This window comes from Pseudomonas sp. USTB-Z (genome assembly GCF_019691255.1).
Classification (GTDB): domain Bacteria; phylum Pseudomonadota; class Gammaproteobacteria; order Pseudomonadales; family Pseudomonadaceae; genus Aquipseudomonas; species Aquipseudomonas alloputida.
In genome coordinates this window covers 50,301-64,359 of sequence record NZ_JAECZP010000017.1, presented here as the reverse complement: position 1 = coordinate 64,359, position 14,059 = coordinate 50,301, and the positions used below count along the sequence as shown (strand labels likewise).

Below are 14,059 nucleotides of genomic sequence, written 5' to 3'. Positions count from 1 at the left end.
GTGAGTCAGGGGGGCGCCGCAATGGGCAGGGTCATTGCGTGGTGCGCTGGTTTTCCAGGTCTTCAAGCTCTACGCGGTATTGGTGTGCTTCGTGTTCGTTATGGAACATGCCCACCAGTTGACCTTGTTGGTACACATCCCAGATCCGCACGCCAGCGGCCAGGCCTTCGTGGGACATTCTCGATTCGTCGCGTTCGGTTACTTGGACAGTCATCGGTAAACTCCACTTCTTCAAGATGGCTGCGACAGTGTGTCGCACGTCTTCTTTATAGAGTTTGTTAGCAGACTAAGTAAGTAAAACAGGCATGAAACAAGTTTCATGAAGCTCGAAGGGATGCTGCCTGGGTGGGCTTTTTCGCAGCAAAGAAAAGCCCCGCACAGGGCGGGGCTTCAGGTGTTGCAGGCAGTGTGCGATCAGTTGCCCTTCACCGGCTTGCCATCGACCGTGCCATCCTGCAGCACGATCACGTACTCCTTGCCATCGGTCTCCACCTGGCGCAGTTGCACTAGCAGGTAGTCCCAGTTCTTGGCGAACCACAGCTCGGTGATGCGCTTGCTCTGGCTGGGATCGCGCACGCGCTCGACCTTCACGGCATCGACCTGGCCGGTCTTGGTGGTGACCTTTTCGGTGCCCAGCACGCGGAAGTCGTAGGTGTCGATCTCGTCGCCGTCCACCACCTGGTAGGTCATGCTCTTCTTGCCTGCGGCCACGTCGTGCTGCAGGGCCAACTGGTAGGAGGACTTGTCCAGTACGCCGCGGTTCAGTGGCAGGCTGACGGCATCGCCACGGTCGCTGCCGGTGATCTTCTTGGTGCTCCAGTCGAAGTTCAGGTCGACCTTCTTGGCCTTGCCCAGGCCGCCACGCTCGAAGTGGTACTTCTGTGGCAGCAGGGTGTCGTTGTCCAGGCGCAGGGTGCTTTGCTCGGTCAAGCTGGCGATCATCATGGAAGCCTTGAAGTTAAGGTCCCAGGTACCGTTGGCATTTTTGACCAGGCTGCGCTCGGCGGTGCCGCTCATGGGCAGTTGCTTCCAGTCGGCGGTGTAGCTGGCCGAGAAGGGCTTCAGTTCAGCTGCCTGGAGGGGCAGGGCGAGCACGGCGAGAGCCAAGAGCAGGGCGCGACGCATAAATTCTCCTAGGATCGAATCAAGTGACCGCTGGCTGCCAGTGGCTGGCCGTCCAGTAATGCACCGTGTTCGCCGAGACGCAAGCGCCCTTCAGCGAACCAGCGCACCGCCAGTGGGTAGATCAGGTGTTCCTGATGGTGTACCCGCTGTGCCAGGCTTTCGACGGTGTCATCAGACGCCACCGGTACCACAGCCTGTACGACCAGTGGGCCGCCATCGAGTTCCTCAGTCACGAAGTGTACGCTGCAGCCATGCTCGGCGTCGCCAGCTTCCAATGCCCGGCGATGCGTATGCAGGCCCTTGTACTTGGGCAGCAGCGACGGGTGGATGTTGAGCAGGCGGCCCTGATAGTGGCGCACGAAGTCGCCACTGAGGATGCGCATGAAACCGGCCAGCACCACCAGGTCCGGGGCAAAGCCGTCGATGCGCGCCATCAGGGCGGCATCGAAGGCTTCACGGCCGTCGAACTGGGTGTGGTCGAGCACGACGCTGTCGATGCCGGCCGCTGCGGCGCGTTGCAGGCCGTAGGCATCGGCGCGGTTGGAAACCACCGCGCGGATACGCACCGGGCTGTCCTGCCCTTGGCAGCTGTCGATCAGGGCTTGCAGGTTGCTGCCGGAGCCCGACAGCAGTACCACTACATTGCAGGTCTTGCTCGGCATCAGTGTGCCTTGAGGTTCTGCAGCTCGACCTGGGCAGCGCCTTCGGCGGCTTCGGCGATGTGGCCGATTACCCACGGTTGCTCACCGGCGGCGCGCAGTTCGTTCAGGGCGGCTTCGACCTGGTCCTGGGCCACGCAGATGACCATGCCCACGCCGCAGTTCAGTACGCGGTGCATTTCGTGCTCGTCGACGTTGCCCTTTTCCTGCAGGAAGTCGAACACCGCCGGGCGCTGCCAGCTGGCCACGTCAACCACGGCCTGGGCGTTTTTCGGCAGTACGCGCGGGATGTTGTCCAGCAGGCCGCCGCCGGTGATGTGGGCCATGGCCTTGACGGCGCCGGTGTTCTTGATCAGCTGCAGCAGCGGTTTGACGTAGATGCGGGTCGGCGCCATCAACAGGTCGGTCAGCGGCTTGCCGTCCAGCTGAGTGTTCTCGATATCGGTAGCCGACACTTCGAGGATCTTGCGGATCAGCGAGTAGCCGTTGGAGTGCGGGCCCGAGGATGGCAGGGCGATCAGCGCGTCACCGGTGGCAACCTTGGAGCCGTCGATGATTTCGGCCTTTTCCACCACGCCTACGCAGAAACCGGCCAGGTCGTAATCTTCGCCTTCGTACATGCCAGGCATTTCGGCGGTTTCACCACCGACCAGCGAGCAGCCGGCCAGTTCGCAACCGGCGCCGATGCCGGTGACCACGGTGGCGGCCACGTCAACGTTCAGCTTGCCAGTGGCGTAGTAGTCGAGGAAGAACAGCGGCTCGGCGCCGCACACGACCAAGTCGTTGACGCACATGGCGACCAGGTCCTGGCCGATGCTGTCGTGCTTGTTCAGGTTCAGCGCCAGGCGCAGCTTGGTGCCGACGCCGTCGGTGCCGGAGACCAGCACCGGCTGCTTGTAGCCGGCCGGGATCTCGCAGAGGGCGCCGAAGCCGCCCAGGCCACCCATGACTTCAGGGCGTGCGGTGCGTTTTGCCACGCCCTTGATGCGTTCGACCAGTGCTTCGCCGGCGTCGATGTCTACACCGGCGTCCTTGTAGCTCAGGGAGGGTTGCTTGCTCATTGATCCAGGCCTTTAGGAGGGAGGGATTCTTAAAAACGACCATGACGGCCAAGGCCGGCTGATAAGCGGCGGCGGTCTGAAACGTCAGTGGTCTGTGAAGGCGCGCGATTTTATCAGGGTTGCCGGGCAGCGGCCATCCTCAGGCCGACGGGCAGGGCGGTAATTGTTGAAAAAAGCGGGAGGGTGGTTGATGCGGTTGCATGTGTATAAGCTGCAAGCAACGAGCTTGCGGCTGCACGACGATGCAGCCTGGCGCTCGGCCTGCTTTTTCTTGCAGCTTGAAGCTTACGGCTTGAAGCTCGACTGGACAGGAATCCTCCATGCGTTTGTTCAATATTCTGGCAGCTGGTTGCCTGGCCCTGATCTCGGCCACGGCCCTGGCTGAAAATGTCTCCGGCCTTTATCAGGTGCGCGAGCCGGTCACCGGGCCGGGTGCCGAAGCCCGTACCGCAGCCACAGTCAAAGCCCTGGACACGTTGGTGCAGCGTCTGACCGGTGACCCAAAGGCCGTGCAGAGCCCTGCATTGGCCGAGCTGCGCAAGGACCCACAGCAAATCATCAACCAGGTGGGCAGTGAAGCCGGCCCGCCCGAGTCAGTAGTGGTCGAGTTCGACCCAGGTAGCACCGAGCGGGCTTTGCGCAAGGCTGGCCTGGCTTTGTGGGGCAGTAACCGGCCCTCGATACTGGGGTGGTGGTTGAACGACACCGTTGAGGGCAGCAGCCTGGTCGGTGATGGCCAGGCCAGTGCCCAACCCCTGCGCCGCGCCGCGCAGCACCGTGGTCTGCCGTTGCGCTTGCCGCTGGCCGACTTGCAGGAGCAGCTGGTCGCCAATGCCAAGCAGATCGAAGGCAACGATCCGGCGCCGCTGCGCGAAGCTTCCGAGCGCTACGGCGCCGATGCTTTGCTGGCGGTACATGCCCAGGAAGCCGACGGCAAGTGGCAGGGCAAGTGGCAGCTGTGGCTGGGCGACCAGCGTGAGCAGGGCACTGCCGAGGGCGCCGACCAGGCCGCCTTGGCTGACGCGGTGATGATGGCGGTAAGCAGCCGCCTGGCGCCGCGCTACGTTACCCGGCCGGGTGCCAGCAGCCAATTGCAGGTGCAAGTGCAGGGCATGAACCTGCAGCGCTATGCCGAACTGGCTCGCGTGCTGGAGCCCTATGGCCCACGCTTGCAGGCGGCTGAAGGCACTACCCTGACCTACGGGGTTACGGGCAATCGTGAACAGCTGCGTGCCCAGCTTGGCCTGGCCAAGCTGCAGGAAGTGCCGGTCGAGCAGGCACCGGCGGTGCCGGCCATGCCAGCACCGGCAGTGGACGCCACAGCCGCGCAGCCCGCGCCTGCGCAGCCAGCACCCAAGCCGTTCGACGGCTTGCGTTTTCGCTGGTAAGGGGCGCTTACCGTGACTGACATGCGTCGCTGGATCTGGCTGGGCGCTGCACTGCTGATCGCTGTGCTGCTTTATAGCCTGCACAATATTCTTACGCCGTTCCTGGTCGGCATCATGCTGGCCTACCTGGCCGACCCGCTGGTCGATCGTCTCGAGCGCCTGGGGCTTTCGCGTACCTGGGGTGTGGTAGTGGTGTTCGGCCTGTTCACGCTGTTGCTGTTGGCGTTGTTGCTGGTGCTTGTGCCGATGCTGGCCAAGCAGTTGGTGCGCCTGTACGAATTGGCCCCGCAGATGCTCGACTGGCTTGAGCATGTCGCGCTGCCGTGGGTACAGGGCCGCCTTGGCCTGGCCGATGGTTTCTGGAAATTCGACAAGATCAAGGCCGCCATCGGCGCGCACATGGGGCAGACCACCGATATCGTCGGCATGCTGCTGTCCCAGGCCACCGCCTCCAGCCTGGCGTTGGTGGGCTGGTTGGCCAACATGGTGCTGATTCCGGTAGTGGGCTTCTATCTGCTGCGCGATTGGGACTTGATGATGGGCAAGCTGCGCGGCCTGCTGCCGCGCCAGCGCGAGCCACAAGTGATGGGCCTGGCAGGTGAATGCCATGAAGTGCTGGGGGCATTCGTGCGCGGGCAACTGATGGTGATGCTGGCCCTGGGCGTCATCTATTCAGCCGGCCTGATGCTGGTGGGGCTCGAACTCGGTCTGCTGATCGGCATGCTTGCAGGCCTTGCGGCCATCGTGCCTTACATGGGCTTCATCATTGGCATTGGTGCCGCGCTGGTGGCCGGCCTGTTCCAGTTCGGTGGCGACCTGTATCCGATGCTGGGCATCGTTGCGGTGTTCATGGTCGGGCAGGCGCTGGAGGGTATGGTGCTGACCCCTCTGCTGGTGGGCGATCGCATCGGCCTGCACCCGGTTGCGGTGATCTTTGCCATCCTCGCCGGGGGTGAACTGTTCGGCTTCACCGGTGTGCTGCTGGCGCTGCCGGTGGCGGCGGTGATCATGGTGCTGCTGCGGCATGTGCATGCCCTGTACAAGGAGTCGGATATGTACGCCGGGAACATCGACCCGGAGCTTTGAACACCCTGTGTTTCGTCTTGAGCTGTTTCGCGCCCGCGAAATTGAGCGTCGCCTCGCGGCGCCCGATCTCGCGGGCGCTGGGCACGGTTTGTCCTGCATCCGTCGTTCGCTTGTGCAGCGCAACTTGTTGATTTTGCTTGCCCTATCTGCAGTCGAGATTGTGCGCCCCGCGTTGCGGGTATAGACTTTGCAGATTGTTCACCAAAGGCCCCCAGCGGTCCCGTCGACCGCCCGCGAGCATGAAACCACCGATCCAGTTGCCCCTGGGTGTGCGCCTGCGCGATGACGCCACCTTCATCAACTACTATCCGGGCGCCAATGCTGCGGCATTGGGTTACGTCGAGCGGCTATGCGAAGCCGACGCCGGCTGGACCGAGAGCCTTATCTACCTGTGGGGCAAGCAGGGTGTTGGCCGTTCCCACCTGCTGCAGGCCGCTACCCATCGCTTCCAGCAACGTGGCGAGCCTGCTGTCTACCTGCCGCTGGCGCAATTGCTCGATCGTGGCGTCGAACTGCTCGACTACCTGGCTCAGTACGAACTGGTGTGCATCGACGATCTGCATGTGATCGCCGGCAAGGCGGATTGGGAAGAGGCCATGTTCCACCTGTTCAACCGTTTGCGCGATAGCGGCCGACGCTTGCTGCTGGCAGCCTCGGCATCACCGCGTGAGCTGCCGATCAAGCTGCCGGACTTGAAGTCGCGGTTGACCCTGGCCCTGGTGTTCCAGATGCGCGGCCTGTCCGACGAAGACAAGCTGCGCGCCTTGCAGCTGCGAGCTTCGCGCCGTGGCCTGCACCTGACCGACGAAGTCGGCCATTTCATCCTCACCCGCGGCGCGCGGAGCATGAGCGCGTTGTTCGACTTGCTCGAGCGCCTCGATCAGGCGTCGCTGCAGGCACAACGCAAGCTCACCATTCCGTTTCTCAAGGAAACCCTCGGCTGGTAACACCCTGAAAACCCTGGGCCAGAGCGGTAAAACAAAAAAGTCACATCTTTTTCGATAAAATTTGCAAATGGCCATGATAGAGGGCATAGTTTCACCCTTCTAAAGGATTACAGACACGGTCGTGCCCATGCTGAAGCGCTTCGCACCCCTCGTGCCACTCGCACTCGTGACCCTGCTTTTTGGCTGCGCGGCCCAAGGCCCGGTATCCCAGCCCCAGGATCACACGCCGATCACTGCACAATCGGCAATCAACGCCAAAGCCTCTTCTTCGTCGGTGTTCGGCGAGCCGGAAGAGCTGGCCACCGAAGATGACCTGGCGTCTTTCTCCGGCAGCAAGCCTTACCAATTGCCGGTTCTGGCTGACAGCATTCTCGAGCGCGGCATGTCGTTGATCGGCACCCGCTACCGCTTCGGTGGTACCTCGGAAAAGTCCGGCTTCGACTGCAGTGGCTTCATCGGTTACCTGTTCCGCGAGGAGGCGGGCATGACGCTGCCGCGCTCCACGCGTGAAATGATCAACGTCGATGCGCCGAAAGTGGCCCGCAACAAGCTCAAGCCAGGTGACCTGCTGTTCTTCAGCACCAATGGCCGTGGCCGGGTAAGCCATGCCGGGATCTACCTGGGTGACAACCAGTTCATCCACTCCAGCAGCCGCCGCAGTGGTGGTGTGCGCATCGACAGCCTCGGTGATCGTTACTGGAGCAAGACCTTCATTGAAGCCAAGCGAGCCTTGGCCATGGCGCCGACCAACATCGCGCGCAACTGATATCAAAATGATGTACCCTGCCGCGGCGGTGATGCTTTAAAAAAAGCTCGCCGCCGTGCGCATTTACAGAAAGCGTCTAATCTAAATTCTCAACTCTTTTCGGCTGCAGCGCAGCGGTCTCAGACAGGATGTTCTGGCCATGGTAAAGATGGCGCGCTTCGCATTTTTCTCCTTGGCAGCCTTGCTGGCTGCATGCTCCAGCCGTGCGCCTGCGCCGGCCCCTGTGGTACAGCCGCAGGTGACCTATAGCCAGCCCAGTCCTTCACCGATTGCCGATGACGTGCTGATCCGCGCCATTGGTCTGGTTGGCACGCCCTATCGTTGGGGCGGCAATACGCCGGACTCCGGCTTCGACTGCAGCGGCCTGATCAAGTATGTGTACCGTGATGCTGCTGGCATCAGCCTGCCGCGCTCGACGCGCGAGATGATTGTCATGCGCGCACCGACGGTGGATGTCAGTTCGCTGCAGTCTGGTGACCTGGTGTTCTTCGCCACCAGTGGGGGCTCGCAGGTCAGCCATGCCGGCATCTATGTCGGGGACGGGCGCTTCGTGCATGCACCTTCCACCGGTGGCACCGTGCGCCTGGACTACCTGTCGAACAGCTACTGGGCCAAGGCCTACCTGCAGGCCAAGCGGGTGATTCCGCAAGGGCATCTGGCACAGAACCCTTGATATTCATGCCTGTTTAGCGGCCCCTCGAGCTCGGGGCCGGTACCGGCTGCCTGGGTTCAAGGTGTTTCGCTCACCCGCCGGACCACCCGCTTCGATTGACGCTCCCGGTGCAACCCTCTAACCTTCGCCGCGTGTTTCAGGTGCCCTGCCAGCCCCGACTGGGCAGGGTGAAACTGGGAAGCCGGTGGGCGCCAGCATGGCGCGATTCCGGCGCTGCCCCCGCAACGGTGGATGAGTAAAAGGCCGCGCAGGGCCACTGGATGCCAGCATCCGGGAAGGCGCGCAGGCCAGGGCCAAGGCCCACTCACAAGCCCGGAGACCGGCCTGATACTGCCAACGGCATCACGGAGGGTGATGCGCGGTGCACCGTGGCGCCCAGCCATGGCCTCTGCGCGTTCTCCGTTTGCCTGCCTATTACCTGTCGCCGCGCATTGCCGTGGTGCCAGCCAGCGGAGAACCCTGATGAGCGATTCCACCGAACGCGACGAACGCCACCTGGCGCGCATGCAGCGCAAGAAGGCGGTCATCGACGAACGCATCGCCAATTCCCCTAACGAATGCGGCCTGCTGCTGGTGCTGACCGGCAATGGCAAGGGCAAGAGCAGTTCGGCCTTCGGCATGCTCGCGCGAGCCTTGGGCCACGGCATGCAATGCGGTGTGGTGCAGTTCATCAAGGGCCGCAACAGCACCGGCGAGGAGCTGTTCTTCCGCCGCTTCCCCGAACAGGTGCGCTACCACGTGATGGGCGAGGGCTTTACCTGGGAAACCCAGGACCGCCAGCGTGACATCGCCGCTGCGCAAGCCGCCTGGGCGGTGTCGCGCCAGTTGCTGCAGGACCCAGGTGTACAGTTCGTGGTGCTGGACGAGCTCAACATCGCCCTCAAACATGGCTACCTCGACCTGGACCAGGTACTGTCCGACATTCAGGCCCGCCCGCCCATGCAGCATGTGATTGTCACTGGCCGCGCTGCGAAGCCTGAGATGATCGAACTGGCCGACACCGTGACCGAAATGGGCATGCTCAAGCACGCCTTCCAGGCCGGTATCCGCGCACAGAAGGGCGTCGAACTGTGAGTCGATCGCGCCACTGCCCCGCCGTGTTGATCGCGGCACCCGCCTCAGGCCAGGGCAAGACTACCGTCACTGCTGCGCTGGCCCGCCTGCACCGCAACCTCGGGCGCAAGGTGCGGGTGTTCAAATGCGGGCCAGACTTTCTTGACCCGATGATTCTCGAGCGGGCCAGTGGCGCGCCGGTGTATCAGCTGGACCTGTGGATGATCGGTGCCGAAGAAAGCCGTCGTCTGCTGTGGGAAGCTGCTGGCGAGGCTGACCTGATCCTCATCGAAGGGGTGATGGGGCTGTTCGACGGCACCCCGTCAAGCGCCGACCTGGCGCGCCACTTTGGCGTGCCGGTGCTGGCGGTGATCGATGGCACAGCCATGGCCCAGACCTTCGGTGCCCTGGCCCTGGGCCTGGCGCGGTACCAGGCCGATCTGCCGTTCGCCGGCGTGCTGGCCAATCGGGTAGGCAGCCTGCGTCATGCGCAACTGCTCGAAGGCAGCCTGACCGAGGGCTTGCGCTGGTATGGCGGCTTGTCCCGCGAACGCGGCATCGAACTGCCCAGCCGCCACCTGGGCCTGGTGCAGGCCAGCGAGTTGAATGACCTGGACACCCGCCTGGACGCCGCCGCCGAAGCGCTGGGCGCCAGTTGCGATGCGGCGTTGCCGCCGCCAGTCAGCTTTGCCGAGCCTGAACCGCAAGCCTGCGTGGCCTCGCTGGCCGGTGTGCGCATTGGCGTGGCGCGGGACGAGGCGTTCGCCTTCACGTATGGCGCTAACCTCGACCTGTTGCGCAACCAGGGTGCCCAGCTGGTGTTCTTCTCGCCGCTGCACGACCACGAACTGCCGGCGGTAGACAGCCTGTATCTGCCGGGTGGTTATCCTGAGCTGCATCACCATGCGCTGGCCGCCAACGCACCGATGTGCGAGGCGATCCGTGCCCACCACGCGCAGGGCAAGCCATTGCTGGCCGAGTGCGGCGGCATGCTTTACCTGCTTGATGCCCTGACTGACGTGGCCGGTGAACGTGCCGAACTGCTCGGCCTGCTGCCGGGTGAGGCGACCATGCAGAAGCGCCTGGCCGCCCTGGCGCTGCAGGCGGTGGAGCTGCCGGAGGGGACCTTGCGCGGTCACACCTATCACCATTCGCTGACCAGCACTGCGCTGGAACCGATTGCCCGGGGCCTGAGCCCCAACGGCGGGCGTGGCAACGAGGCGGTTTATCGTCTGGGCCGGCTGACGGCCTCTTACGTGCACTTCTATTTCCCTTCCTGCCCGGATGCGGCGGCGGCGCTGTTGCGACCATGAATGATCACGCCTATAGCGACGCCGAGCGCGCCGCCATTTACCGGGCCATCGGCGAGCGCCGCGACATGCGCCATTTTGCGGGTGGCCAGGTGGCGCCCGAACTGCTTGGCCGCTTGCTGGCCGCCGCGCATCAGGCGCCCAGTGTCGGGCTTATGCAGCCGTGGCGCTTTATCCGCATCACCCAGCGTGACCTGCGCGGGCGCATCCAGGCCCTGGTGGAGGCGGAGCGGGTACGCACGGCCGAGGCGTTGGGCGAGCGATCCGATGCCTTCATGAAATTGAAGGTGGAGGGCATAAACGATTGTGCCGAGCTGCTGGTGGCGGCCTTGATGGACAACCGCGAGCCACACATCTTCGGCCGCCGCACCCTGCCGGAGATGGACCTGGCCTCGCTGGCCTGTGCCATCCAGAACCTGTGGCTGGCCGCGCGTGGCGAAGGGCTGGGCATGGGCTGGGTATCGCTGTTCGACCCGCAGGCGTTGGCCGCGCTGCTGGGCATGCCCGCCGGGGCCAAGCCGGTGGCGGTACTGTGCCTTGGGCCGGTCGCCGCGTTCTATCCGGTGCCGATGTTGGTGCAGGAAAGCTGGGCCGAAGAGCGGCCTCTGAGTGAAATGCTTTACGAAAACCAATGGGGAGAGCGTCAATGAGCGTGGCCTTGCTGACCGTGGCCGGGGTGGCCCTGGACGCTTTGTTGGGCGAACCACAGCGGCGCCACCCCTTGGTGGCGTTCGGCAACATGGCCGGCAACCTGGAGCGCCGCCTGAATGCGGGTGGGCGCGGCTGGCGCAGCCACGGCGTGAGCGCGTGGTTTCTGGCGGTGGTGCCGCTAACCCTGATGGCGCTGGTCCTTTCGTGGCTGCCGTATATTGGCTGGCTGGTTGACGTGCTGGCGCTTTACTGCGCTGTGGGGCTGCGCAGCCTGGGCGAGCATGTGCTGCCGGTGGCCAACGCCTTGCGCCAGGGCGACCTGGTGGAGGCGCGGCGCCGCGTTGGCTACCTGGTCAGCCGCGAAACGCGCGAACTGGACGAGCCAGCAGTGGCCCGAGCGGCGACCGAGTCGGTGCTGGAGAACGGCAGCGATGCAGTGTTCGCCGCGTTGTTCTGGTTTGTGGTGGCCGGTGCGCCCGGTGTGGTGCTGTACCGCCTGAGCAACACGCTGGATGCCATGTGGGGCTACCGTAACGAACGTTTCGAGCGCTTTGGCTGGTGCGCGGCGCGCATCGACGATGTGCTCAACTATATACCTGCAAGGCTGGTAGCCCTGACTTATGCCCTGTTGGGCAAAACCCGTCTGGCCCTGGCCTGCTGGCGCAAACAGGGCCCGCTGTGGGACAGCCCCAACGCCGGGCCGGTGATGGCTGCCGGCGCCGGCGCGCTGGGCGTCGAGCTTGGTGGCCCGGCGGTGTACCACGGCGAACTGCATGAGCGGCCGCGCCTGGGCGAGGGGCCAGTGGCCGATGCCGATGCCATCGAGCGCGGCTGGCAACTGGTGCAGCGCGGCGTGTGGCTGTGGCTGCTGATGATTTGCCTGGGGGCCTATATCAATGCTTGAACATGGTGGCCGCCTGTTACGCGCGGTGCAGCAATACGGTATTGCCCGTGAGCAGTGGCTCGACCTGTCCAGCGGCATTGCGCCCTGGCCATTTCCTGTCCCGCCGATTCCCGTCGACGCCTGGGCCCGCCTGCCAGAAACCGAGGATGGCCTGGAGGACGCCGCGCGTGCGTATTACGGCGCCCGCCAGTTGCTGCCGGTAGCCGGCTCCCAGGCCGCTATCCAGGCCTTGCCGCTGCTGCGTACAACCGCCCGGGTTGGCGTGCTGACGCCGTGCTATGCCGAACACCCTTATGCCTGGCAACGGGCGGGGCACCAACTGCTGGCCCTGGATGAGGCGCAAGTTGAGGCTGCGCTCGACGGCCTCGATGTGCTGGTGCTGGTGAACCCCAACAACCCAACCGGCCAACGGGTGTCGCGCGAACGCCTGCTGGCTTGGCATGCTCGCCTGGCGGCCCGCGGTGGCTGGCTGCTGGTCGACGAAGCATTCATGGACAACACCCCGGCGGACAGCGTGGTGGACTGCGCCGAACGCCCGGGGCTGATCGTGCTGCGCTCGTTTGGCAAGTTCTTCGGTTTGGCCGGCGTGCGCCTGGGCTTCGTTGCCGCCGAACACAGCTTGTTGCTGCGCCTGGCCGAGCTGCTCGGCCCCTGGACCGTCAACGGCCCGACCCGGGTGCTGGCCCAGGCCAGCCTGACCGATCAAACTGCCCAGCGCGCGCAGGCCGAACGCTGTGCGGCTGCCGGCCAGCGGCTGGCGCACGTGTTGCGCAGTGCCGGCCTGGCGCCTAGTGGTGGCTGCGACTTGTTCCAGTACGTGCGTAGCGAGCACGCTGCACGCCTGCATGAATTTCTCGCCCGGCGCGGCATCCTGGTACGGCTGTTCGAACAGCCGGCAGCCGTGCGCCTGGGGTTGCCTGCCTGCACGGCGGACGAACAGCGTCTGGCCCAGGCCCTGGCGGCTTATCAGAAGGAAACGGCATGACGACCCTCATGGTGCAAGGCACCACCTCCGACGCAGGCAAGAGCACACTGGTGACCGCATTGTGCCGCTGGCTGTTGCGCCAGGGCGTCGCTGTGGCGCCCTTCAAGCCACAGAACATGGCGCTGAACAGCGCGGTGACGGCTGATGGCGGGGAAATCGGCCGTGCCCAGGCGGTGCAGGCCCAGGCCTGCCGGCTACAACCGCACACCGACATGAACCCGGTGCTGCTCAAGCCCAACAGCGATACCGGCGCCCAGGTCATCATCCACGGTCGGGCGGTCACCAGCATGAATGCAGTGGCCTACCACGACTATAAAACCACGGCCATGCAAGCGGTGCTGGCGTCTCACCAACGCCTGAGTGCCGCGTACCCGGTGGTCATGGTCGAGGGTGCGGGGTCGCCGGCAGAGATCAACCTGCGTGCCGGCGATATCGCCAACATGGGCTTTGCCGAAGCAGTGGACTGCCCGGTGATCCTGGTGGCCGACATCAACCGCGGTGGTGTGTTCGCCCATCTGGTGGGCACGCTGGAATTGCTGTCGACCACTGAACAGGCGCGGGTCAAAGGTTTTGTCATCAACCGCTTCCGTGGCGATATCGCCCTGCTGCAGCCAGGGTTGGACTGGCTGGAACAACGCACCGGCAAACCGGTACTGGGCGTCCTGCCTTACGTTACTGACCTGCACCTGGAAGCCGAAGACGGTATCGATGTGCGTCAAGGCGTCAAGCACGCGCGTGTGCTCAAGGTAATCGTGCCAGTGCTGCCGCGTATCAGTAACCACACCGATTTCGACCCGCTGCGCCTGCACCCGCAGGTGGACTTGCAGTTCATCGGCCCGGGCCAGCCGATTCCGGCTGCCGACCTCATCATCTTGCCGGGCTCCAAGAGCGTGCGGGGCGACTTGGCACAACTGCGCGAGCGCGGTTGGGACAAGGCCATCGAGCGGCACCTGCGCTATGGTGGCAAGCTGATCGGTATCTGCGGTGGCCTGCAGATGCTGGGGCGGGAAGTGCATGACCCGCTGGGGCTGGAGGGGGCCGCAGGCTCTAGCCAGGGGCTCGGCCTGCTCGACTATGCCACGGTGCTCGAAGCCGAGAAGCAACTGCGCAATGTGGCCGGCACGCTGAGCCTTGAAGCGGCAACGGTAACTGGTTATGAAATTCATGCTGGCGTTACGACGGGGCCTGCGCTGGCGCAACCCGCTGTCCAACTGGCTGATGGCCGCCATGATGGTGCTGTCAGTGCCGATGACCAGATCCTCGCCACCTACCTGCATGGCCTGTTCGAAGGCAGCCAGTCGTGTGCCGCGCTATTGCGCTGGGCCGGGCTGGAGGATGTGCAGGTTATCGACTACGAAGCGTTGCGCGAACACGACATCGAGCGCTTGGCCGATCTGGTGGAGAAGCACCTGGACACCGCGCAGTTGCGCCAACTGTGTGGGGTAGCCTGA

General features: G+C 64.2%; 15 protein-coding genes and 1 riboswitch. Of the genes, 11 read left to right on the top strand and 4 right to left on the bottom strand.

Annotation, left to right across the window (positions count from 1 at the left end; genetic code table 11):
* Positions 1-31: 31 nt before the first annotated feature.
* The 4 genes from I8746_RS19190 to purM all read right to left on the bottom strand — a co-directional run bounded on the left by I8746_RS19190 (position 32) and on the right by purM (position 2,845).
* On the bottom strand, positions 32-214 hold the full coding sequence (locus tag I8746_RS19190) for a hypothetical protein (RefSeq protein WP_012053456.1): 183 nt from the start codon (positions 212-214) through the stop codon (positions 32-34).
* A gap of 200 nt (positions 215-414) precedes the next feature.
* Positions 415-1,125 carry a DUF3108 domain-containing protein gene (locus I8746_RS19185; RefSeq protein ID WP_014861003.1) on the bottom strand — a complete coding sequence of 237 codons (711 nt, stop codon included), beginning with the start codon at positions 1,123-1,125 and terminating at the stop codon, positions 415-417.
* Positions 1,126-1,133: 8 nt separating this feature from the next.
* A complete protein-coding gene (gene purN, locus I8746_RS19180; protein WP_003252434.1) occupies positions 1,134-1,787 on the bottom strand; it encodes a phosphoribosylglycinamide formyltransferase in 654 nt (217 codons plus the stop codon).
* Positions 1,787-2,845 (bottom strand): phosphoribosylformylglycinamidine cyclo-ligase, encoded by a 1,059-nt coding sequence (purM, locus tag I8746_RS19175; RefSeq protein ID WP_003252437.1) that lies wholly within the window; start codon positions 2,843-2,845, stop codon positions 1,787-1,789. The genes purN and purM overlap by 1 nt, the downstream gene beginning before the upstream one ends.
* Before the next feature lie 320 nt (positions 2,846-3,165).
* Here purM and I8746_RS19170 point away from each other — a divergent pair, with 320 nt between their 5' ends.
* The 11 genes from I8746_RS19170 to I8746_RS19120 all read left to right on the top strand — a co-directional run bounded on the left by I8746_RS19170 (position 3,166) and on the right by I8746_RS19120 (position 14,059).
* Positions 3,166-4,233 (top strand): DUF2066 domain-containing protein, encoded by a 1,068-nt coding sequence (locus I8746_RS19170; protein WP_012053454.1) that lies wholly within the window; start codon positions 3,166-3,168, stop codon positions 4,231-4,233.
* Positions 4,234-4,245: 12 nt separating this feature from the next.
* Positions 4,246-5,319: an AI-2E family transporter gene (locus I8746_RS19165; protein ID WP_003252442.1), complete on the top strand. Its 1,074-nt coding sequence runs from the start codon at positions 4,246-4,248 to the stop codon at positions 5,317-5,319.
* A 239-nt stretch (positions 5,320-5,558) separates the two neighbouring features.
* Entirely contained in the window at positions 5,559-6,266 is a 708-nt protein-coding gene (gene hda / locus I8746_RS19160; protein ID WP_003252443.1) for a DnaA regulatory inactivator Hda, read from the top strand.
* Between the two features lie 127 nt (positions 6,267-6,393).
* Positions 6,394-7,032, top strand: a complete 639-nt coding sequence (locus I8746_RS19155) for a C40 family peptidase (protein WP_003252444.1) — start codon at positions 6,394-6,396, stop codon at positions 7,030-7,032.
* Positions 7,033-7,171: 139 nt separating this feature from the next.
* Complete coding sequence (locus I8746_RS19150) at positions 7,172-7,705, top strand: C40 family peptidase (protein WP_003252446.1); 534 nt, start codon at positions 7,172-7,174, stop codon at positions 7,703-7,705.
* A 121-nt stretch (positions 7,706-7,826) separates the two neighbouring features.
* Positions 7,827-8,048: riboswitch (cobalamin riboswitch) on the top strand.
* A gap of 119 nt (positions 8,049-8,167) precedes the next feature.
* The gene (gene cobO, locus I8746_RS19145; protein ID WP_003252448.1) at positions 8,168-8,779 is read left to right on the top strand and encodes a cob(I)yrinic acid a,c-diamide adenosyltransferase; all 612 of its coding nucleotides are present in this window, start codon (positions 8,168-8,170) and stop codon (positions 8,777-8,779) included.
* The gene (locus I8746_RS19140) at positions 8,776-10,071 is read left to right on the top strand and encodes a cobyrinate a,c-diamide synthase (RefSeq protein ID WP_012053452.1); all 1,296 of its coding nucleotides are present in this window, start codon (positions 8,776-8,778) and stop codon (positions 10,069-10,071) included. Before cobO ends, I8746_RS19140 begins: the two co-directional genes overlap by 4 nt.
* Positions 10,068-10,718, top strand: coding sequence for a 5,6-dimethylbenzimidazole synthase (gene bluB / locus I8746_RS19135; protein ID WP_003252453.1), 651 nt, complete (start codon positions 10,068-10,070; stop codon positions 10,716-10,718). Before I8746_RS19140 ends, bluB begins: the two co-directional genes overlap by 4 nt.
* Entirely contained in the window at positions 10,715-11,623 is a 909-nt protein-coding gene (gene cbiB, locus I8746_RS19130) for an adenosylcobinamide-phosphate synthase CbiB (protein WP_088513573.1), read from the top strand. Before bluB ends, cbiB begins: the two co-directional genes overlap by 4 nt.
* Positions 11,616-12,608 carry a threonine-phosphate decarboxylase CobD gene (gene cobD / locus I8746_RS19125; protein WP_003252458.1) on the top strand — a complete coding sequence of 331 codons (993 nt, stop codon included), beginning with the start codon at positions 11,616-11,618 and terminating at the stop codon, positions 12,606-12,608. The genes cbiB and cobD overlap by 8 nt, the downstream gene beginning before the upstream one ends.
* A complete protein-coding gene (locus I8746_RS19120; RefSeq protein WP_088513574.1) occupies positions 12,605-14,059 on the top strand; it encodes a cobyric acid synthase in 1,455 nt (484 codons plus the stop codon). The genes cobD and I8746_RS19120 overlap by 4 nt, the downstream gene beginning before the upstream one ends.

Excerpts from the sequence above, each read along its gene's own strand:
- I8746_RS19190 (WP_012053456.1), bottom strand. The coding sequence starts at position 214 with ATGACTGTCCAAGTAACCGAACGCGACGAATCGAGAATGTCCCACGAA.
- I8746_RS19185 (WP_014861003.1), bottom strand. The coding sequence starts at position 1,125 with ATGCGTCGCGCCCTGCTCTTGGCTCTCGCCGTGCTCGCCCTGCCCCTC.
- purN (WP_003252434.1), bottom strand. The coding sequence starts at position 1,787 with ATGCCGAGCAAGACCTGCAATGTAGTGGTACTGCTGTCGGGCTCCGGC.
- purM (WP_003252437.1), bottom strand. The coding sequence starts at position 2,845 with ATGAGCAAGCAACCCTCCCTGAGCTACAAGGACGCCGGTGTAGACATC.
- I8746_RS19170 (WP_012053454.1), top strand. The coding sequence starts at position 3,166 with ATGCGTTTGTTCAATATTCTGGCAGCTGGTTGCCTGGCCCTGATCTCG.
- hda (WP_003252443.1), top strand. The coding sequence starts at position 5,559 with ATGAAACCACCGATCCAGTTGCCCCTGGGTGTGCGCCTGCGCGATGAC.
- I8746_RS19155 (WP_003252444.1), top strand. The coding sequence starts at position 6,394 with ATGCTGAAGCGCTTCGCACCCCTCGTGCCACTCGCACTCGTGACCCTG.
- I8746_RS19150 (WP_003252446.1), top strand. The coding sequence starts at position 7,172 with ATGGTAAAGATGGCGCGCTTCGCATTTTTCTCCTTGGCAGCCTTGCTG.
- cobO (WP_003252448.1), top strand. The coding sequence starts at position 8,168 with ATGAGCGATTCCACCGAACGCGACGAACGCCACCTGGCGCGCATGCAG.
- bluB (WP_003252453.1), top strand. The coding sequence starts at position 10,068 with ATGAATGATCACGCCTATAGCGACGCCGAGCGCGCCGCCATTTACCGG.
- cbiB (WP_088513573.1), top strand. The coding sequence starts at position 10,715 with ATGAGCGTGGCCTTGCTGACCGTGGCCGGGGTGGCCCTGGACGCTTTG.
- cobD (WP_003252458.1), top strand. The coding sequence starts at position 11,616 with ATGCTTGAACATGGTGGCCGCCTGTTACGCGCGGTGCAGCAATACGGT.
- I8746_RS19120 (WP_088513574.1), top strand. The coding sequence starts at position 12,605 with ATGACGACCCTCATGGTGCAAGGCACCACCTCCGACGCAGGCAAGAGC.